Genomic DNA, 19,087 nt, shown 5'->3' on the forward strand with positions numbered 1-19,087 from the left:
AAAGGAGCGCATTCTCTTAGTTTCAAAGAGAGGCGCTCCTTTTTCTTTACGAACCCGTAGAAATATAATTCTTCAAACCTACTCGCCAAAAGAAGAAGGCGGGAAAGGCAAAGAGTAGACAAACCAAGGGTGATAAGATCCACCAAGGATTAGTTACGCGACCAATGACATACAGAAACGGATAATACTGAAACCAAGCCATCGGCACGACGTAGGTCAATAAACGCAAGACGTGTTTTCCGTAGATACTGAAGGGGTAGCGGCCGAACTCGCGGGCACCATCGGTAAAAATATTCATAAATTCAAGTCCTTGGATCGTAAAGAAGGAAATGGCGGCATACACTAAGAACAATAGGGCGAAAAAGAGGGCGCCGCAGACGATCATCAGAAAAAGAGTCAGGACATTTCCAAAATGCCAAGCAATTCCACTATTAGGAATCGCATAAGCAAACAACAGCAAGGCTTGAATAAAACGGCCGAGACGCGAGAATTCCATTTTGGAAGCTAAGACTTGAAAAATCAAGGAGCGAGGGCGCACGAGTGCTCGATCGAACTCGCCATTACTGATCATTTGCGGAAAAAGATCGAACCCGCGAAAGAAGCATTCCGCAATCGAAAAGGCAAACAAAACCGTTGCAAAGGAAAGTAGGACTTCCTCAAAGGTAAAGCCATCCACTTGATGAAACCGGGTAAACATAAACCAAATGCCTAAAAAAGCAGTAAAGGAGCCTAGAAATTGTCCCAAAGCGGTTAACACAAAGGAAACTTTATACTGCATCTGACTTTTGAGATGGATACAAAAATAATGCCAATAAACCATATTCCTTAACCTCCTTGCACAACGACACGTTTGAGCGCCTGCTGCAGCCAAATTTTTCCGATCACGATCAAAAGTACGAGCCAAAAGGCTTGTAAGAGCAATGCTGAAACCAGCGCCAAGTCAGTCAGATCCCCGTTGTAAATTCGCAGCGGGACGTTTTGCATGGAAGCAAAAGGCAGTAGTTCCACGAATTGGCGAAAAGGCTGCGGAAAGAAAGGCAGAGGAATGACCCCACCAGCTAAAAATTCACCGATGGAGCTGATGACGACCCGCACCCCGATGGAGGATAATGTATAAAAAGTCGAGATGTAGACCAGCTGCGACATAGCGATCACTACACCTAAACTCAGCGCCATGGACAAAAGAAACAAGAACAAGGCAACGATGTTTGCTGGCAGAATTAAACGATAAGGTGCTGGCAGTAAAAAGGCAATCACAAAAATCGGTCCGCAACGCAAGACGGCTTTTGCTAAGCGATTGGCAGCCGATTGGCAAAACCAGCGATTGTATAGATCCATCGGCCGCACAAGTTCATAGGCAATCGACCCTGTGGTGATGGTGTTGAAAATTTCTGCCTCAAAGAACCACAACATAAATAAAGACAAGAAGGCTTGCTGGAGCCAAACATAGGAGACGGTTTGTTGAAAGGTCATGGGAAAGGCACTAGGATCTGCTTGGTAAAAGGCGTGGAATGCCAGAATTTCCATCAAGCCCCAAGCTAGTTGCGTAGCCATCCCGGCAATCGCCGCCGAGCGGTATTGCAAGGTGTTGATAAAGCGGATGCGGAAAAATGCCTGATACTTCCTCATATCTGATACTCCTGATACAGCTTGGCGACCATTTCTTCGGCGGTGATACTGGCAACGGCCAAATCGGTGATCTCGACTTGATTGCTGAGCAGACTGAGCAGCTGAGCGACTGACACTTCTTTGGGATCAAGTTTCAGAACAAGGCGACCAACGTCTTTTTGAAGCAGCTGGACGTTTTCTGGCAGATGAGGTTCATTCCCTTGATAGTCGATCTCCAGCGTTTTGACATCAGAAAAACGATGCTTTAGTTCATCGAGGCGACCATCCAGCAAAATTTGCCCTTTGCCGATTAACAGAATTCGCTGTGTCAGCGCCTCGATATCTTGCATATCGTGGGTCGTCAGGATGACTGTGGTGCCTTTTTCTTGGTTTCTTTTTTTAATAAACTGACGCACGGCAATCTTTGATACAGCATCTAAACCGATGGTGGGTTCATCAAGAAATAAGATTTTGGGGTCATGGAGTAAGGAGGCGGCGATCTCACAGCGCATACGCTGACCGAGACTCAAGGACCGAGCAGGGGTTTTTAAGATCTCACCTAAATCTAGTAAGGTGACTAATTCTTCTAGGTTGCGCTGATAACTAGCAGCGTCGACTTTGTAGATATCACGGATCAAATCAAAGCTATCATTGACGGGGACATCCCACCAGAGTTGACTGCGCTGCCCGAAGACGACGCCGATGTCTTTGACATGTTGAATACGTTCTTGCCAAGGCGTACGACCATTGATGTGACAAATGCCTTGATCAGGGGTCAAAATCCCGCACATGATTTTTATGGTGGTACTTTTTCCAGCACCATTAGGCCCGATGTAGCCAACCATTTCGCCTTCATTGATGGTAAAGCTGATGTCTTGCAACGCATGGACGGTGGTGGTTTCACGAGAAAGAAAGGCTTTGGCTGCTTGGCGAAAGCCGCTTTTTCGCTTGGATACTTGGAAGGTCTTGCTGAGGTGTTCTACTTGGATCATTTGGATTCACTCACTTTCTTTTGACAAACGCGACAAAAAGAGCATTCGAAATCGAATACTCGCAACGAGTTGGTCCAAACGAACATGGTTGGGGCAGCGGTTCGTCAGCCAAACAAAAGTAGGAACAGTGTAGCATAAGAGAGCGCTTTTTTCAAATACTACTTATATTTTTTTGAGAGCAGCGAAAGAAAAAACGTGGTTTGTTGGATAAAATACGCAAAATAACTGTTTTTATTTTTTATTTGTTGTAAATACTGAGGAAACTCAGTATCATTAGAAACAAGCCGATAGCGGCTAAGCAGTTTCTGGATATATGGGGAACCAAGTGATGGGCTGTGTCATGGTTTGTCGTAACCCAATCCTGCAAAATGCAATGAGCAAACGATGGAGGAGAGCATGAAAGCAGTAAAGAACTTATTTATTTTGATTGGCTTATTCTTACTAAGTCAAGTAGGGATGACCGTATTCAGTGTGGTAAAAATCTATTATTTGGAAGCCGGAGAACCGAGGATTCCTGCGATGATGAGCTATGGGTTGATTGCCTTGCTTTTGGCAAACATTGGCCTACTGATGTATTTGGCTCGGAAGCTAGGACTTGCCACCTTTGACTTTGGCTGGTCAACGAAGCGCAACTGGCTATGGATCATCGGTGGTTTTGTTTTAGGTCGAGTCGTTGCTGTTGGTGGTACCATGTATCTGCAGTATATATCGGATCAAGAGGCGACCGCGAATGATGCATTGTTAGGGGAACTGTTTACAGGCGAAAATCCGCTTTTGATCTTCCTATTGATCGCTGTGGCGGCGCCAATCATGGAAGAAATCGTTTTCCGTGGTGGGTTTATCGGCCTTTTATTCAAGAAATACCCGATAGTCGGGATCATTTCAAGTGTAGCCGTTTTTAGTATCATCCATTCCGTCACCAATCTGGTCGAGTTTTTGATTTATGGTGCTATGGGACTGATAATGGCGTTGATTTATGTAAAAACTAAGCGTCTAGAAACAGCCATCGCCATGCATTTTCTCAATAACGCCTTGGCGGCGATCGCAATGATCTTGCTAGGATAAGAAAGTCAGCAAAAACCACCAAATCAAAACGATTCGGTGGTTTTTGTTTACTCTGGCAGCTGTCCTTGTTCAAAGGGCAATTGCGCCAGTTCTTCTGCAGTAAAGAGGAGGTCGCCTTCATCTTCGATAGAAAATGCGACACCAGCTGCTGATTTTTGATAGACGCGCGCTTTATTCATATTACGAAGATAAAGATCCTTGCCTGCATTTAATTCTGGTGCAGCTAAATTGTCTTCGCGATTACTGCGAATGACGATTTTGCTTGTTTGCGTGCCAAAATGAAAACCGCGATGACCAAAAGCCGTTAATTGACTGGCATTTTCGCTGCTGTATTCTTTATAACCCGACAGACGGCCCGTTTTTACCAGCGGCCGATCGATCGTATAAGTGATCAAGTATTCCGTATCTTCAGGCAGCTGAATCACTTGTCCGGTTTCCTGATTCGTTATCTCAGTGGCAGGCAAGTGGTACTTTTTAATAGAAGTGATCGCTAGGTCTTCTTTTGTGAAAAAGACTGGATCGATCCAAAATCCTGCCAGCAAAATCGTACTTAAGCTAATACTGAGAACAGTCAAAAGGGCGATCAATACGAGGCCAATTCGTTTGCGGTGGGTGGTCAGATTGAGTTCTTGGACCATCTGTTTGTCTTCTTTTAATAAATAGTCCAAGGTCAATTCAAAATAGTTGCTCAGCTTGACTACTTGATCTAGATCAGGATAGCTCTTGCCGTTTTCCCATTTTGAAATCAGTTGCCGAGTGACAAAAAATTCCTGCGCCAATTGTTCTTGCGTGAGATTTCGTTTGGTGCGTTCTTCTTTAATAATTTTCCCAATATCCATGTGTCTGTTTTGCCTCCATCATTCTTCTTATATATTATAGCAAACTCTTTTCTATGCGAACGAGGATCTATGAAATTAACGATGCAACAAAGGGTAACATCCTTTATTTATCAATGTTTCTACTTGTTGCACTGTCTTTCTATTCTGGAAGCTTTCAGTGCTGGTCATAAAAAGAAAGGGCCAGTAAAGTGAAGGATGTTTGATCAAATTTGACAGAGAAAGGAGAAACGATTGAATGAAGACAAAACAACCTATGGTTCCAATTGCTACATCCAATTCATCGCTTCCTTACTGGTGATTCTCGTTCACTGTGGTCGACTGGCAGAAAACAACGGGCTTCATTTTTTGTTAAAGAGTCTCTTATGTCGTTTGGCAGTTCCTTTTTTTCTGCTGCTGAATGGCTATTTTTTTCAAAAGAGTACCTGTTCATGGCAGCAATGGTGCAAACGACAACTCAAGCTTTACTTGCGTTGGTCGATCGTGTATCTTCCCTTAGGCTGGTTTTATTTAGGGCAGCAAAATCTTGCTGATTCATTACGGGTCATCGGTTTGGCTACTGGCTTTTTTACAGTAGGGGTCTGGTACCATCTTTGGTATTTTCCAGCGTTGCTCTTTGGCATGTGGTTAGTACGAAAAACTCGCTTTCTTGGCTATCGGCGGCAGTTTTTACTGGCGATCAGTTTGTATGTGATTGGCTGTCTTGAAACGTACAGCAGTTATTTAAGTGGACCTTTATTGGTATGCTATCAAAGCTATCGGACACTATTTTTTACAACGAGAAACGGACTCTTTTATGGGTTTTTATTTTTACTGTGTGGGGTTTGTTTAAGAGAACACCAAAAACACCCTTTTTTTACGAAGCATCTTGGCAGAAAACTCGCGGTCTCTCTTTGCTTATTAGGCATTGAAGGTCGACTGGTGTATCTCAATCAGGGGGACGATAAGAATTTCATGCTGTTTTTTGTGCCGACGACTCTTTTTTTCCTTGCTTGGCTGATCAAGCAGCAACCCCCAAAGCGGACTTGGCAAGCAAAACAAGCAGCTGAGGCTAGTCGATTGATCTTTCTGAGTCACCCGCTGTTTCTAGAAACCGGGAAGGTCTTTTTTCACTCGCAGGGTTTCCGTTGTTCTTTTATACGATAGCATTAACGGGAGCCTTTCTTGGTTTGAGGAAAGTGGGCAGCCGTTTGAAATCCTATACTGTTGGTTTTGCTAAAAAAACAGTTGATGAAAAGAAAAGCGTCTAAAGTATTGCTGTACCAAGGATAATACCAAATTACGCCTTTTTTAAATAGCAGTAGAGTTCTAAGTTTTTCTTCATTTCAGACCCTAGACGTAGGCTTTGCAAGAAAACCTATAGTACAATTACAGCAGTCAGAGGGAAAAAATCCCTGAAAAAGAGATCAACACTTGGAGGATATAGTGATGAAAAAACAGACTCGAAAACCAGCGATGATTTTAGCGACTCTCTTGGTATCTAGCCAAGTTTTATTAGCAGCACCACAAGTTTTTGCTGACGAAACCAATTCAACGACCAGCAGTTCCACTGCAACGAGCAATTCTACCGCAACGACAGCCACTACCGATAGTCAAACAAGTACTTCTGACAGCAGTTCAGATCGTTTGCAAGTCAATGCCGTGGCGATCGGAAATGCCTTGACGAAAGCACAAGAAGACTACACACTTGAACGTCTGGGCATTCAAGGCGAAACACCGATTTATACGACAAACGGTGCTGACTTGATGAAATACATTCCCGATGGTGGCTTTACCGCAGATTGGGCGGTCTATAGCTCGGTCAGAATGCAGACGCTAGAAAGCGGGGCAGGAATCACTGTCGATATCGCGACACCAGATAACATTACCCGCATCACCGCAGCCCAGTATCAAAATGCGGCGCTGACGGCAGGGATCACTGATGCGAAGTTAACGGTTGCTTCTGCTGTACCGATCGACGGTTCCGGTGCGTTAGCTGGGGTTTACAAAATCGTTGAAGAATCAGGCGGCGTCATCAATCAGAATCGAGTAGCTGTAGCTCAAGATGAGATGGATGTGCTTTCTACGATCACCGAAGAGAACAAAGACAAAGAAGGCTATTCCGATGAAGCTTTGAATGCTGCGCAAGAACAAGCGAAAACCGATTTGGCTGCTCAAACCGCAGATGGTACGGAATTGACTCAAGCAGACATTCAAGAGACAGTAGAAAAAGCCTTGAAGGACAACGGACTTGAAGGAATCGTTACGGAAAATCAAATTTCTGAATTGACCTCTTTAATGAGCGACATGCGAGACAACAATATCTTCGATGACTTCATCAAAGAATTGGATCTGTCAGAAGCTCGCAAGCAAATCGAAGAAACCTCTAAGGGCCTTTGGGAAAATATCAAGAGCTTCTTTAGCGGCATCTGGTCTTCGATCACCGGTGTCTTCGGCAATGACTCAAATGAATCAAATAACAGCAGCGAATCAACCGTTGATTCTGGACAATAAGCATTTTACAAAATAACGTATTTCGCTTGTATTAAGAAAAAAGAGAAGCGCGCAGGGGAAGGTGCAGGGACGCTAGTGCACATCTGAGTGCTAACGATGTCCTCTGCTTTCTTTGCTAAAACAGGAGCAGTCTTTATTAAAAAAAGAAGGAGGGCAATCAGATGAATTTTTTAGGCAACGTGATTTGGTTTGTCTTTGGCGGCTTGATCGGTGCGATCTCATGGTTTTTGGCTGGGTGTTTATGGTGTATCACCATCATCGGCATTCCCATTGGTCTGCAATGTTTTAAGTTTGCGACGTTGTCACTCGCACCATTTGGGAAAGACATCGTTTACCGTGGCGGTGGCGTGTCCGTGATTCTAAATATTTTATGGTTGATTTTTTCTGGTATACCACTGGCTTTAGGCCATTTAGCTAGCGCAGTCATTCTAGCCATCACGATCATCGGCATTCCATTTGCGGCGCAATCATTGAAAATGGCGCGCTTAGCGTTGATGCCCTTTGGAGCAGAGATTGTGTCTAGTCGTTATTGATTTACCTAAAAAAAGATAGTCTTAAAAAACCACAAGTTTTTTTGCATATCAACTGTGATTCACAAAAGAATTAGCGAAACGCAGAAAAATTTAAGTTTTTTCTTCCCTTCTCAGGGTTCTTTGATTTTTGAAATGGAGCGCCGAATTTTGGCAATCGATTGTTGTGCTTTGTCTCGATTAATAAACATTAAGATGACATAGAGGGAATCCATGATGCTCAGTTGAGCGATTCTGGATGCCAATGCCTCTGAGCGAAACTCAGTTTCTTCGGAAATAGAGATGAAAACCACGTCGCCGAGTTTGGCTAAAGGGGAAGCAGCATGGCTAGTAATGACGATAATTTTGGCACCATTGTTTTTGGCAACTTGAGCTAGTTCAATGGTTTCTCTTGATTTTCCAGTATGAGAGATAAAAATGCCGCAATCATCTGGCGTCAACAATGAAGCCTCCATCAGTTGGATGTGATAATCACTGCTGTGAAAAACAGTGATCGGCGAGCGCAAAAATTTGTGATAGGCATCGGTTGCCACGATCTCTGAACCACCAACGCCGAAGAAAAAAAGTCGTTTAGATTGATTGATCATTGCAGCAGCAAGCTTTAAATCTTCTTCTTTCAAAAGATTTTTGGTATCAGTCAATGTGGTCATATTGGAATCAAATACTTTTTGAGCCATAGTCAATTCATTATCAGACTTCTGGATATTTTCATGGATCGAAATGGCAGAAAAATCATTTTCCTGCATCAGCATTGCCATTTTGAAGTCTTTAAATCCGTTGTAACCGAGTTTTTTTGTGAATTGAAAAAAGGTCGAATCAGCGATGCCTAATTCATTGGATAAATCACTGATTGAACTGTGGCTGACTTTACTAGGATTTTCCAAAATGTAGTCGGCAATCGCTTGTTCTTTGAGACTTAAGTCTTTATAAAGCGTTTTTATTTGCAGGCGAATCGAAACAGTCAAAGACGGTTACCTCCTTTATATGAACATTATTATCTTTGTATTGTTACGTTACCTCTTTTAAAGAAAAAAAGCAAATAAAAATTATTTTTATTTTTTATATTTACAAAAAAATATTTTTTTGTATAATGAAAGTATGAAATGGAGGCGCTGTCATGGAGATAGGAATTATCGGACTTGGAAAAATGGGATTGAACTTGGCCCTCAATTTAAAAGATCAAGGTTATCAAGTAAAAGGGCTGGATCTTTCGATACATGCGCAGAAAACAGCGCAAGAAGCTGGAATTACACTCTATCAAACGCTAGCTGATTTGACGAATTCTTTTAGCGGCCGACGGGTTTTATGGTTGATGCTTCCTGCGGGAACTGTGACTGAGGGGATTCTTGAAGAACTATGGCCCCTTGTATCAGCGAAAGACATCGTGATTGAAGGCGGAAATTCTAATTACAAAGATTCGATTCGCCGAGCAGCCTGGTTTAAAGAAAAAGAGGTGCATTACTTTGATTGTGGGACTTCTGGTGGGGTTTCCGGAGCTAGAAAAGATGCATGTTTGATGATTGGCGGGAATGAAATCGCTTTTTCAGAGGTGGAATCTTTGTTTGCAGATGTGGCTGTTTTAGGAGGCTACCTTTATGCAGGGGAATCAGGAAGCGGTCATTTTCTAAAGATGGTCCATAACGGTATCGAATACGGAATGATGCAAGCCATCGGTGAAGGCTTTCAATTGATTGAACAAAGTGCCTATGACTTTGATTTGGCTTCCGTCGCAGAGGTATGGAATCATGGATCGGTTATTCGCAGCTGGCTGATGGAAATCGCAGCGGCCCAATTTAATGAGAGCCCTAAGTTGGAGGAATATCGCGGGGTTGTTGCAGCTTCTGGTGAAGCTAGGTGGACTGTGGAAACGGCTTTGGAGATGAATGTTGCTGTACCGACGATCGCTATGAGTTTGTTTATGAGAAATTTGTCCCAAGAAGAAGACAGTTTCTCAGCAAAAGTCGTCTCTGCGCTAAGGAATGGTTTTGGTGGTCACGAGATTGTTGCAAAAGAGTAAGGAGGAAGAATATGGAACAGTTTAAGATCGCTATAGTGAATTCCAGCAGCTTTGGAAAAATCTTTCCGCAACATATCGAGCGGTTGAAAGCAATCGGAACTGTCAGTCATTTCACGTTCGATAGCGAAATCAATGGGAAAGAATTAGCAGAAAAGCTTAAGGGATACAACATCATTATAGCAAGTGTTACCCCATTTTTTACCAAAGAGTTTTTTGAGTATAAAGATGAATTGCTACTGATCACACGCCACGGGATCGGCTATAACAATATTGATTTAGAAGCAGCGAAGGACCACCAAACGATTGTTTCGATCATTCCAGCTTTGGTCGAGCGAGATGCAGTAGCAGAAAATAATGTGACCAATCTATTGGCGCTTCTGCGCTGTACAGTTGAATCGAATACAAAGGTCCGCGAAGATCAATGGGAAAAACGAGCGAACTTTGTCGGACGCGCATTATTTAACAAGACGGTAGGGGTGATCGGTGTCGGCAATACTGGAAGTTGTGTAGTAGAAATATTGAGAAATGGTTTCCGCTGCGAGGTTTTGGCATACGATCCATATAAGTCCGCTTTGCATATTCAAAGCTATGGCGGAAAAAAAGTCGAGCTAGACGAGCTGCTAGCAAAATCAGATATTATTTGTCTATGTGCTAACTTGACGGAGGAAAATTATCATATGATTTCCTTTGAAGAAATTTCAAAAATGAAAGATCAAGTATATCTCTCCAATAGTGCCCGTGGCGCACTTTTGAATGAAGAGGCAATTGTAAGCGGATTAAAAAGTGGGAAAATCGCTGGTCTTGCCACCGATGTCTTAGAGGAAGAGCCTGGTCATAAAGATCATCCGTATTTAGCTTTTGAAAATGTAGTTATGACACCGCATACATCGGCTTATACTATGGAATGCTTAGAAGAGATGGGAAACAAATGTGTAACGGATATTGAACGAATCGTTAAGGGGCTGCTGCCAGACCGTGCTGTTCAAGCGGAAAGTCGGTTTTTGGCTGTATAAAGGAGAGTGAAACTCGTGCTAACGGATTTAAAAGTAAAGGTTGGACCGCAAGTTTATCGTTACCATGAAGGCGCGATCGACTATGTGCCGGAAGTATTAAAAGAGTACAAAGTAAAACGACTGCTGCTCGTACATGGAACGGTTTCATGGGAAAAAGCAAAACCAAAATTACTCTTTTTAGAAGATGCGCATTTGGAAATTTTTTATCATTGCTACACGGGAGAATGCAGCTATTATGGCGCTGGGCTGATTGCTGATCTTGTTGAAGAACTGGCGATAGATTTTATTCTGGGGGTTGGCGGCGGGAAGTTAGCCGACTTAGTGGGATATGCAGCACATGTAGTCAATCGACCCTTTGGACTGATCCCAACATTGGCCAGTAATTGTGCACCATGGACACCCTTGTCTGTCATGTATAAAGAGTCGGGAGAATCTGAAGGAAAGTCGGAACACTATTTAAGACAGGCTGCTTTTTTGATTACCGATCCGACGTTAGTGATCGATGCACCAGTCTCCTACTTCATCGCCGGTTTAGCAGATACGTTGGCAAAGTGGATTGAATCGGAAGCAATCTTAGCCCAACCACATTTGAAAAATGAGCCCTTCTTGCAAATGGCAGGCTATACAGCAAAATTATGCGAAACAGCTATTTTGACACAATCGAAACAAGCGATTGAAGATATGAAGCGGCAGGAAGTGACAGACGCCTTTTGTCACTTGTCGGAGATCGTTATTGCAGTTGCTGGAATGGTAGGCGGGCTAGGCGATAAATATGCCCGCAATGCAGCGGCGCATGCGATGCATGATGCCATCAGTAAATATCTGCCTGAAAGTCATCGTTTTCTTCACGGGGAAAAGGTTGCCTATGGGATGTTTTATCAATTAGCCCTTGAAGAAAAATGGACGGTCATCGATCAGTTGATCCCCTTTTATCAAGAATTGCACTTACCAATGAGTTTACATCAAATGGGTATTTTTCCTGAAGATGCACAAGTCATCGATCAGTTGGTGCAGTTCATAGATTCGAAAGAAAAAGTACACTTGATTCCAGTCTTAATCACCAAAGAACGCTTGAAAGAAGCTGTTCTTGATTTAGAAAACTATTTGAAAGAAGTTTAGGAGGAGGAAAAATGGATACATTAAGTGTTACACAAAGTTTACTGATTGCGCTATGGGTTGCAGCAGTCATGTCTCGTTGGCTCGGCGGAGGCGCCACACTGACTTTACGTTTTTCACCATTGATGACGGGATTAGTTGTCGGACTGGTGATGGGAAATGTGGCTCAAGCCATGATCGTTACTGCCGCTTTACAAATGATTTACATGGGGGTATTTTCTCCTGGCGGATCCATGCCGGCGGAACCTTCGATTGCTGCGGCGATTGCTGTACCGGTAGCTTTGCTAGGAAATCTGCAACCAGAAGCAGCGATTGCTGTTGCCGTTCCTGTTGGGTTGCTAGGGAGTTATTTGTATCAGTTCCGTTTCTTTATCAATACCTTCTTAGGAAAGTATACGGATAAAGCAGTAGAAGATCTTAATGCCAAGGCAATGACGCGTTCAATTATTTTATACCCAACGCTGGCTTCATTTATTTTATTTGTTCCGCTGGTATTTATTGCACTTTATTTAGGCGCTCCACTGATTGCTGATGTCATCAATGCTCTTGAGGGGACAGTCGTTATTCATATTTTAGAAGTAGTCGGCGGCGGATTGGCAGCGATCGGGATTGCAACTACCGTCTATGTGATCGGTCGAAAAGATTATATGGTCTTTTTCTTCTTGGCCTATTTCATGAGTGTAGTTTTCAGTTCGCTGGAAATTACCATGGTCACCTATGCGATTTTTGGCATTTTGATCGCGTTGATTTTTGTTCAGTCACAAAAAGGAAAATTGGTCCCAGCCCCAGAAACGAATACAGCATCACCATCCTTTGATGATGACGATGACTATGATGACGGGTTCTAATCGATAAGGAGGAGCAGTAATGACCGAAACAATTCAAAAAGCGCAAGGCGCACCAGAAGAAATCACGAAGAAAGATGTCACAAAAGCATACCTAAGATGGCATTTCGCCAATGAGATCCCGCATTCATTTGAACGGTATTTATCACCCTCGCTTTTATACGCCATGATGCCGATTTTGCGCAAACTTTACAAAGACGATGAGGCACTGAAAGCTGCCTACAAACGCCAACTGCTGTTTTTCAATACCCAGCTGAGTTGGGGGGGCGGAGTCATCACTGGATTAATGTCTTCGATGGAACAGCAGCGAGCCGAAGAAGAGTATGAGAAAAAAGAAATTTTGATGCAAGATGATTTGATGTACAACACGAAAGCTGGTTTGATGGGTGCTTTAGCAGGAATCGGGGATGCCATCGACTCAGGAACCGTTCAATATATCTTTATTGCGATTGCTGTTCCTTGGGCACAGCAAGGAAGTCCACTAGGTGCGTTGTTCCCATTCATTTGCTTTGCACTGTATCAAGTTTCTCTAGGAATGTTTTTCGCCCGTCAAGCATTTTCGATGGGGCGCAATGCAACTGGTTTGATGCAGAGTACAGGCGTCCAAACCGCAATTGAAACACTGTCGGTTCTCGGTTTATTTATGATGGGGGTTCTGGCTGGAAACTATGTCAAAGTCAGTTCTTCGCTACAGTTTGATATTTCTGGACGAGAATTTATTATCCAAGATATCCTTGATCAGATTGTACCAGGGATCTTGCCGTTAGCAGTTGTAATGGGCGTCTACTGGTTCTATACAAAGAAAGGATTAAAAGTCACGCAAGCATTACTATGGCTGACCTTGATTCTGATTATTTTAGCCGGTGTCGGTATTTTATAAGAAAAGGAAGTGGAAAAAATGGGTGTAGTAAATTTAGCACGAGTAGATGAACGATTGATCCATGGGCAGGTCATGATGACCTTGTCACAAAAAAGCGGAGTCAACTCGATTTTTGTAGTGGATGAGGTAGTAGCTAAGGATAAGTTCATGCGGGAATTATACAAAAATGCCGGTAGCCGCACAGGGCAAAAAACGATCGTCGTTACACCAGAAAAAGCCAAATTTTACTGGGATGAATACAACTTCAAAGATTACAACTGTATTTTGATCGCTAAAACCGTCAGTGTGATGTACGACTTAGTCAAACACGGCGTGCCAATGAAAGAATTGAACATAGGCGGTATCGCCCAAAAAGATCCCGAGAAAGATCTCTTGGTAACGAAATCTGTTTATTTAAATCAAGCTGATGCGCAAAAACTCAAAGAAATGAACGAAGCGTACGGTGTGGAATCAATCTATTTTCAAGCAACACCTTCTGCACCGAAATCAACCCTTAAAGATGTGTTGAAGCAGTTCAATTTGTAATCATTGAGCGCGTTCGTCATCTGTTGAAGAGGAAGGCGGAGGATCTTATAAAAATAGAGTTCCTCCGTCCTTGTCAGTAATTTGTGAATAGGAGAATTCGCCATGAATCAAACAGAAACATTTCGTGATTGGCTTTTTCGTTATCGGTATGTCTACCGATCGCGTTCCACGGATAAAAGCAAACAAAGATTTTTGAAGGCACTCATCGCAGATATCATTCCGTTTCGCAAAGATCTTCAGGTGATTGAGTATGATCACACGAAAAAAAACGCCTCACGCAATTTGTATGTTGGCGATCTGACCAAAGCAAAACGGATCATCTGCACATATTATGATACACCGCCACAGCATTTTGGCGATTACCATTTTTTTGATCGGCAGGAGCAAGGGCGCAAAACAAATCAATTTATTCTGACTGCTTCAGCAGTGATGATTCTTTTTGGGTTGTTGGGTACCTGGCTTTATATCCACTTTGCATCAGGGAGATTTCCCTTGTTGTCATGGCAAACAGCGCTTTTTGCTTTAGGAGTCGGTATTTATTTTCTGCTATTAAATCGCGTAAGCCGCGGGGCAGGATTTGAGCAAAATCTGACCCGCAATACGTCCTCTATCTTAGCGCTGCTGTCACTGATCAGTCAAAACAGTCAAACAGCGACTGCTTTTGCGTTTCTTGATGAAGGAAGTTTTGGAGAACGCGGGTTGGAAGTGTTACGTGATTCAGTAGGGCCGAATGCGAAGATTTATTATTTAGATTCTATCGGCGCCGATGCTCCGATTCGAGCTATCGGCAAGCAATTCAATGAAGGGCAACTGCAGCAGCTGGCGATCGAACACAGTAGTGAAGCGATGGGCAGCATCAACTATCTGTTTTGTGCAGAAAAGCAGCAGGATCAGACGTATGTGTTGCCTAGAAAACAATTAAAGCAAAAAGAGCTGAATAGTAGGAATATGCAAAAAGTCCTTGCGTTATTTGGTTAGGAAGCGAAAAAAGGAGGAACAACATTTGTTAGGAATCGTATTGGCAACTCACGGACAGCTGAGTACTGGTTTTAAAGATGCTGCAGAGGTGATCATGGGCAGTGTCGAAAATATTGCGGTCGTTAATTTGAACCACGGAGAGGATATTCAACTTCTGGGAAACAAAATCCATGAAGCGATCCACGAAACAGATCAAGGGGACGGTGTAGTGGTGTTTGCTGATCTATTGAGTGCGAGTCCCTACAATCAGTCGGTTGTAACGATCAATCAATTAGAAGAACCTCTTCAGGAAAAGACGTATGTGATCGGCGGAGTGAATCTGCCGATGGTATTAGAAGCGATCAATCACCAATTTTTGGCAACACCGATTGAACAGGCGGTGGCAGCAGTGATCGAGCAAGGAGAAAATAGTGTAGCGCTTTGGCACAATTCTTCAGCAGGTGATAGTAGCGAAGAAACTGATGAGGACGATGATTTTTAAAAACGAAAGGATGACAGCAAATGCAATGGGGGTTTCGATGGTACGGGGAAGGGGATACGATCCCGTTAACGAATATTCGACAAATTCCAGGAATGCACGGCATTGTAGGAACACTTCTGAATAAAATGCCCGGAGATGTCTGGGAGATTTCCGAAATCAACGCACTAAAAGCATCAATTGAAAAAGAGCATCTTTCGCTTTTAGGGATTGAGAGTGTGGCGATCCACGATGCGATCAAAGCTGGAACAGAGGAACGGGATCACTACATTGATCAATATATTCAAACGATTCGGAATTTAGCAGCTTGTGATGTACATATGATCTGCTATAGCTTCAAACCAATCTTCGGCTGGGCCAAAACAAATCTATTTTATCAAAACGAGGATGGTAGCTTCTCCTTGCTCTATGATCAAGCCGTTGTGGATGATATGGAACCTAGTGAGATGTATACGCTGATCCATAGCCAATCAAAAGGCTTTCAATTGCCAGGTTGGGAAGAAGAACGACTGAAAAAGTTCCAGCGTTTGATGGCAACTTATGAAGGGGTCACTCAAGAGATCCTCTTTGATAACTTAAGCTATTTCTTAAAGCGGATCATTCCTGTGTGTGAAGAAGTAGATGTGAAAATGGCGATCCATCCCGACGATCCACCTTGGGAAATTTTTGGCTTGCCACGAATCACCAAAAATTTAGAGGACTTGAAAAAAATCATGGCCATCGTGGATTCGCCTTATAACGGGGTAACGTTGTGCACCGGTTCGTTAGGTGCCGATCCAGAAAACGACATGGTGGAGATCGTTCATGCCTTAAAAGGACGCATCAACTTTGTTCATTTCCGCAATGTGTTGTTTATGGGGGAACGTAAATTTAAAGAGTCCGCCCATCTGTCCACCGAAGGATCATTAGATATGTATGCCATCATGAAAGCCTTGGTTGAGGTCGGTTTTGATGGCGTCATCCGTCCAGATCACGGGCGGACGATCTGGGGGGAAGTGGCGATGCCAGGCTATGGTCTATATGATCGCGCGATTGGGATCAGTTATCTTCAAGGGCTTCATGAAGCCGTCTTGAAAGAGCAAATGCAATCGAAGGAAACGAAGGGAGGAAAGAGTGTATGACACTCGATGAACAATTGGCAAAAACAAGGGTATTGCCTCTTTACACTGCAACGGATCTTACCTATTTGCCAGTAGTAGAATCACTGTTGATCGAACATGAACTACCCTTTATTGAAGTGACCTTCCGCAGTGACCTTGCTTTAGCAGCGATTGAAAAACTCTCTCAATCGGGCAAATTGATCGTAGGCGCAGGCACGGTACGCACCTTAGAACAAGCGAAAGCAGCAGTTGAGAAAGGGGCGCGCTTTATTGTTTCCCCTGCTCTTGTACCTGATGTGGTAGAATTTTGTCTTGCCGAAAACATTCCAGTGTTTCCAGGAACAGCTACCCCAAATGACATTCAACGAGCAGCGGCTTATGGCTTATCAGTTGTGAAATTTTTCCCCGCAGATATCTACGGGGGCTTGCCGGCAATCAAAGCCCTCAGCGGTCCGTTTTATGATATTCGATTTGTCCCAACTGGTGGAATCAACCTCGAAAATATGCAAGACTATTTATCTGATCCACAAGTGCTAGCAGTTGGCGGCTCCTTCATTCTTTCAGAATCACTAGTAAAAGAAGGTCGGGAAAAGGCTGACAGCCATTTGGCGCATATAAAATCATTGCTAAGTTGAGCAGTCAGCTGAAAATAAACAAGGTAAAGCAATGGGTGCCAAAGGATTTTGGTACCATTGCTTTTTTATTCGCAGAAAAGTAAAGGAGGTTATAGGATGAAAAAGATAAAACTGGTGATTTTTGATATGGACGGTTTGATGTTTGAAACAGGTCGTCTAGCTTACCGCGCCTATTTAAGAGCCGCGGAGGAATATGATTTTGAAGTTTGCCAAGAAGTTTATTATTACCTGACTGGCAGAACGGAAGCAGATATTCGTAAAGGGATGCAGGATCTTTATGGCAGTACGGTACCAACGGATCGGTGGCGAGCAGCGATGAATCGTCAGAAAGAAGTGATTTTAGCTGAAGAAAAACGGGTATTCAAAAAGCCCGGCCTTCTTGAACTGTTGGAAGCATTAAAAAAACAAGATTGCTTGATAGCCGTGGCATCCTCTTCATCGAAAGAAAAAATCAAGGCGTACTTTGAAATGGAACAGATGCCAGATTGGTTTGATACGGTGGTTTCTGGGGATCAAGTGCGAAAGGGCAAACCTGATCCAGAAATCTTTCTAACAGCTTGCCAACATTTAGGCGTAAAGCCTGAAGAAGCCTTGGTATTAGAAGATTCTCTAGCTGGCATAAAAGCCGCAAAACAAGCCGAGATCCCAACTTTTCTGATTGCGGATGATTTGAGTGCTTTGCCAGTCAAGAAAAATGGGAAGTATCCTTTGCTTAAACAGCCAAAACTTGAGCAAGAAGTAGCTGCACAGGTGAAAACTTTTTCTGATCTGACGGAAGTCAAAGACTGGCTCGTCGTGAATCATTTTTCTTGGGATTGATCGATATTCCAAGAAGTATCAACAAAGCAAAAGGGTATGAAGCAAGAAAGTACGGTGTTTTAAAACAGGCATAGTTTTGTGGAATCAGTAAAACAACAAAGGTTCATTTTGACAATTGGTTTTTTCCTGCTCATTTCTCTATGAAGAAGGGGGAGTTAGAGCGTTTTTCACTAGTTTCTAGGAATGAGGCAAAAGGCTGGCTAGATAAACGAGTAAGATTGTAGCAGCTCACTTTACAGCTAAGTGAAGCTGCTTTTTTTACGCTATTCCTTCAGCAACGAAAAATGAGCATTGTGTTTTAAACGGTATTCTTTTGGCGTCAGTGAGGTCAATGCTTTGAAATTTCGATTGAAGGTTCGCACATTTTGAAAGCCTGCTTGTTCTGCTACTTCCGTAATCGGCAAGAGACTATGGGTCAGCAAAAAAGAGGCATGGCGTATTCTTGCTTGATTCAAAAGCCGAGGAAAGGTGCTTTTCAATTTATCGGTGATCATTCTGGAAACGTAGACGCTGCTATAACCGATACTGCCGCTTAGTTTTTCGAGCGTCAGTTCTTCTTTGAAATGGGATTCGATGTAAACAAGTAGCTGGATCAGGATATCCTCTTGATTTTTGGCTGGTAATAAAGTCGTTTGGTGTTCAAAAAGGTAAAGGACTTGATACAGTGCCGATTTTCGTAAATAGAGGGAATCCGTTTCAAATAAAGGATAGTAGAGCTGCTTGGCAACAGAGGAATCAATGGTGATCACTGGATCTGACAAAGCGAAATCTTTCGTTTTGGCGTAAAAATCTGGAATATACTCAGGTGAAAACACAAGAATATGCAATTGTGATTCCTTAGGGGTTTCAATCGCATGAGTCTGATAAGGCATGACTAATAACACTTGGCCTGTCGTAAGGACATAGGGACTTTCTTCGATTTTGACAACCGCTTCGCCGTCACTACAAAAAAGCAATTCAAAGGAACGATGAAAATGTTCCATGTAATTAAGCGAGTAGGGATGGTAACTGGAAACGCCTAGGTATTCGCCGAAATGGTATTCTTCTAAAATGGTCACGCGATCTATCCTCCATTTTTTGTCTATCGATGTGTGGAAATCGTCCTGCGAATGATAGCGATTTCATTCTATAATTATGACAGTTCAGCTGAAGAAAGT

At 43.0% G+C, this 19,087-nt stretch carries 21 protein-coding genes; 15 read left to right on the plus strand and 6 right to left on the minus strand.

Features of this window, described 5'->3' with window-relative positions:
- Positions 1-46: 46 nt before the first annotated feature.
- The 3 genes from IGJ05_RS11975 to IGJ05_RS11985 are packed head-to-tail and all read right to left on the minus strand — an operon-like array spanning position 47 to position 2,600.
- Entirely contained in the window at positions 47-820 is a 774-nt protein-coding gene (locus tag IGJ05_RS11975) for an ABC transporter permease (protein ID WP_005228413.1), read from the minus strand.
- A 5-nt stretch (positions 821-825) separates the two neighbouring features.
- Positions 826-1,629 carry an ABC transporter permease gene (locus IGJ05_RS11980; RefSeq protein WP_010749956.1) on the minus strand — a complete coding sequence of 268 codons (804 nt, stop codon included), beginning with the start codon at positions 1,627-1,629 and terminating at the stop codon, positions 826-828.
- A complete protein-coding gene (locus IGJ05_RS11985; RefSeq protein WP_005234036.1) occupies positions 1,626-2,600 on the minus strand; it encodes an ABC transporter ATP-binding protein in 975 nt (324 codons plus the stop codon). Before IGJ05_RS11985 ends, IGJ05_RS11980 begins: the two co-directional genes overlap by 4 nt.
- A gap of 396 nt (positions 2,601-2,996) precedes the next feature.
- On the opposite strand from IGJ05_RS11985, the gene IGJ05_RS11990 reads away from it, so the two are divergent.
- Entirely contained in the window at positions 2,997-3,665 is a 669-nt protein-coding gene (locus IGJ05_RS11990; protein WP_010749955.1) for a CPBP family intramembrane glutamic endopeptidase, read from the plus strand.
- 47 nt (positions 3,666-3,712) lie between these two features.
- Here IGJ05_RS11990 and IGJ05_RS11995 read toward each other — a convergent pair whose 3' ends face one another.
- Positions 3,713-4,504 (minus strand): helix-turn-helix domain-containing protein, encoded by a 792-nt coding sequence (locus tag IGJ05_RS11995; RefSeq protein WP_010749954.1) that lies wholly within the window; start codon positions 4,502-4,504, stop codon positions 3,713-3,715.
- Between the two features lie 231 nt (positions 4,505-4,735).
- Here IGJ05_RS11995 and IGJ05_RS12000 point away from each other — a divergent pair, with 231 nt between their 5' ends.
- The 3 genes from IGJ05_RS12000 to IGJ05_RS12010 all read left to right on the plus strand — a co-directional run bounded on the left by IGJ05_RS12000 (position 4,736) and on the right by IGJ05_RS12010 (position 7,527).
- The gene (locus tag IGJ05_RS12000) at positions 4,736-5,647 is read left to right on the plus strand and encodes an acyltransferase family protein (protein WP_438725246.1); all 912 of its coding nucleotides are present in this window, start codon (positions 4,736-4,738) and stop codon (positions 5,645-5,647) included.
- 282 nt (positions 5,648-5,929) lie between these two features.
- The gene (locus IGJ05_RS12005; protein WP_081116047.1) at positions 5,930-6,994 is read left to right on the plus strand and encodes a DUF1002 domain-containing protein; all 1,065 of its coding nucleotides are present in this window, start codon (positions 5,930-5,932) and stop codon (positions 6,992-6,994) included.
- A gap of 161 nt (positions 6,995-7,155) precedes the next feature.
- Complete coding sequence (locus tag IGJ05_RS12010; RefSeq protein WP_010749951.1) at positions 7,156-7,527, plus strand: YccF domain-containing protein; 372 nt, start codon at positions 7,156-7,158, stop codon at positions 7,525-7,527.
- Between the two features lie 110 nt (positions 7,528-7,637).
- Here the strand turns inward: IGJ05_RS12010 and IGJ05_RS12015 are convergent, their stop codons facing one another.
- The gene (locus IGJ05_RS12015) at positions 7,638-8,489 is read right to left on the minus strand and encodes a MurR/RpiR family transcriptional regulator (protein WP_005228428.1); all 852 of its coding nucleotides are present in this window, start codon (positions 8,487-8,489) and stop codon (positions 7,638-7,640) included.
- A 152-nt stretch (positions 8,490-8,641) separates the two neighbouring features.
- Here IGJ05_RS12015 and gnd point away from each other — a divergent pair, with 152 nt between their 5' ends.
- The 11 genes from gnd to IGJ05_RS12070 all read left to right on the plus strand — a co-directional run bounded on the left by gnd (position 8,642) and on the right by IGJ05_RS12070 (position 17,930).
- Entirely contained in the window at positions 8,642-9,541 is a 900-nt protein-coding gene (gene gnd / locus IGJ05_RS12020) for a phosphogluconate dehydrogenase (NAD(+)-dependent, decarboxylating) (protein WP_005228429.1), read from the plus strand.
- A gap of 11 nt (positions 9,542-9,552) precedes the next feature.
- Positions 9,553-10,554 (plus strand): D-isomer specific 2-hydroxyacid dehydrogenase family protein, encoded by a 1,002-nt coding sequence (locus IGJ05_RS12025; RefSeq protein WP_010749950.1) that lies wholly within the window; start codon positions 9,553-9,555, stop codon positions 10,552-10,554.
- Positions 10,555-10,569: 15 nt separating this feature from the next.
- The gene (locus tag IGJ05_RS12030; protein ID WP_266167174.1) at positions 10,570-11,673 is read left to right on the plus strand and encodes an iron-containing alcohol dehydrogenase family protein; all 1,104 of its coding nucleotides are present in this window, start codon (positions 10,570-10,572) and stop codon (positions 11,671-11,673) included.
- A gap of 11 nt (positions 11,674-11,684) precedes the next feature.
- Positions 11,685-12,518 (plus strand): PTS mannose/fructose/sorbose/N-acetylgalactosamine transporter subunit IIC, encoded by an 834-nt coding sequence (locus IGJ05_RS12035; protein ID WP_005228432.1) that lies wholly within the window; start codon positions 11,685-11,687, stop codon positions 12,516-12,518.
- A 19-nt stretch (positions 12,519-12,537) separates the two neighbouring features.
- Positions 12,538-13,395: a PTS system mannose/fructose/sorbose family transporter subunit IID gene (locus IGJ05_RS12040; protein ID WP_266167175.1), complete on the plus strand. Its 858-nt coding sequence runs from the start codon at positions 12,538-12,540 to the stop codon at positions 13,393-13,395.
- 18 nt (positions 13,396-13,413) lie between these two features.
- Positions 13,414-13,920, plus strand: a complete 507-nt coding sequence (locus IGJ05_RS12045; protein ID WP_005228434.1) for a PTS system mannose/fructose/N-acetylgalactosamine-transporter subunit IIB — start codon at positions 13,414-13,416, stop codon at positions 13,918-13,920.
- A 102-nt stretch (positions 13,921-14,022) separates the two neighbouring features.
- Entirely contained in the window at positions 14,023-14,898 is an 876-nt protein-coding gene (locus IGJ05_RS12050; RefSeq protein WP_005228435.1) for a hypothetical protein, read from the plus strand.
- Positions 14,899-14,923: 25 nt separating this feature from the next.
- Positions 14,924-15,379, plus strand: coding sequence for a PTS sugar transporter subunit IIA (locus IGJ05_RS12055; protein ID WP_087627935.1), 456 nt, complete (start codon positions 14,924-14,926; stop codon positions 15,377-15,379).
- Between the two features lie 20 nt (positions 15,380-15,399).
- The gene (gene uxuA, locus IGJ05_RS12060; RefSeq protein WP_087627934.1) at positions 15,400-16,497 is read left to right on the plus strand and encodes a mannonate dehydratase; all 1,098 of its coding nucleotides are present in this window, start codon (positions 15,400-15,402) and stop codon (positions 16,495-16,497) included.
- The gene (locus IGJ05_RS12065; RefSeq protein WP_266167176.1) at positions 16,494-17,111 is read left to right on the plus strand and encodes a bifunctional 4-hydroxy-2-oxoglutarate aldolase/2-dehydro-3-deoxy-phosphogluconate aldolase; all 618 of its coding nucleotides are present in this window, start codon (positions 16,494-16,496) and stop codon (positions 17,109-17,111) included. Before uxuA ends, IGJ05_RS12065 begins: the two co-directional genes overlap by 4 nt.
- 96 nt (positions 17,112-17,207) lie before the next feature.
- Positions 17,208-17,930, plus strand: coding sequence for an HAD family hydrolase (locus IGJ05_RS12070; RefSeq protein ID WP_266167177.1), 723 nt, complete (start codon positions 17,208-17,210; stop codon positions 17,928-17,930).
- 263 nt (positions 17,931-18,193) lie between these two features.
- Here IGJ05_RS12070 and IGJ05_RS12075 read toward each other — a convergent pair whose 3' ends face one another.
- Positions 18,194-18,988 carry a helix-turn-helix transcriptional regulator gene (locus tag IGJ05_RS12075; RefSeq protein WP_266167178.1) on the minus strand — a complete coding sequence of 265 codons (795 nt, stop codon included), beginning with the start codon at positions 18,986-18,988 and terminating at the stop codon, positions 18,194-18,196.
- Between the last annotated feature and the right edge of the window lie 99 nt (positions 18,989-19,087).

Source organism: Enterococcus sp. AZ167 (assembly GCF_051714025.1).
Classification (GTDB): domain Bacteria; phylum Bacillota; class Bacilli; order Lactobacillales; family Enterococcaceae; genus Enterococcus_D; species Enterococcus_D casseliflavus.

Coding starts and splice junctions, on each gene's coding strand:
- IGJ05_RS11975 (WP_005228413.1), bottom strand. CDS start 820: ATGGTTTATTGGCATTATTTTTGTATCCATCTCAAAAGTCAGATGCAG.
- IGJ05_RS11980 (WP_010749956.1), bottom strand. CDS start 1,629: ATGAGGAAGTATCAGGCATTTTTCCGCATCCGCTTTATCAACACCTTG.
- IGJ05_RS11985 (WP_005234036.1), bottom strand. CDS start 2,600: ATGATCCAAGTAGAACACCTCAGCAAGACCTTCCAAGTATCCAAGCGA.
- IGJ05_RS11990 (WP_010749955.1), top strand. CDS start 2,997: ATGAAAGCAGTAAAGAACTTATTTATTTTGATTGGCTTATTCTTACTA.
- IGJ05_RS11995 (WP_010749954.1), bottom strand. CDS start 4,504: ATGGATATTGGGAAAATTATTAAAGAAGAACGCACCAAACGAAATCTC.
- IGJ05_RS12005 (WP_081116047.1), top strand. CDS start 5,930: ATGAAAAAACAGACTCGAAAACCAGCGATGATTTTAGCGACTCTCTTG.
- IGJ05_RS12010 (WP_010749951.1), top strand. CDS start 7,156: ATGAATTTTTTAGGCAACGTGATTTGGTTTGTCTTTGGCGGCTTGATC.
- gnd (WP_005228429.1), top strand. CDS start 8,642: ATGGAGATAGGAATTATCGGACTTGGAAAAATGGGATTGAACTTGGCC.
- IGJ05_RS12025 (WP_010749950.1), top strand. CDS start 9,553: ATGGAACAGTTTAAGATCGCTATAGTGAATTCCAGCAGCTTTGGAAAA.
- IGJ05_RS12035 (WP_005228432.1), top strand. CDS start 11,685: ATGGATACATTAAGTGTTACACAAAGTTTACTGATTGCGCTATGGGTT.
- IGJ05_RS12040 (WP_266167175.1), top strand. CDS start 12,538: ATGACCGAAACAATTCAAAAAGCGCAAGGCGCACCAGAAGAAATCACG.
- IGJ05_RS12045 (WP_005228434.1), top strand. CDS start 13,414: ATGGGTGTAGTAAATTTAGCACGAGTAGATGAACGATTGATCCATGGG.
- IGJ05_RS12050 (WP_005228435.1), top strand. CDS start 14,023: ATGAATCAAACAGAAACATTTCGTGATTGGCTTTTTCGTTATCGGTAT.
- uxuA (WP_087627934.1), top strand. CDS start 15,400: ATGCAATGGGGGTTTCGATGGTACGGGGAAGGGGATACGATCCCGTTA.
- IGJ05_RS12065 (WP_266167176.1), top strand. CDS start 16,494: ATGACACTCGATGAACAATTGGCAAAAACAAGGGTATTGCCTCTTTAC.
- IGJ05_RS12070 (WP_266167177.1), top strand. CDS start 17,208: ATGAAAAAGATAAAACTGGTGATTTTTGATATGGACGGTTTGATGTTT.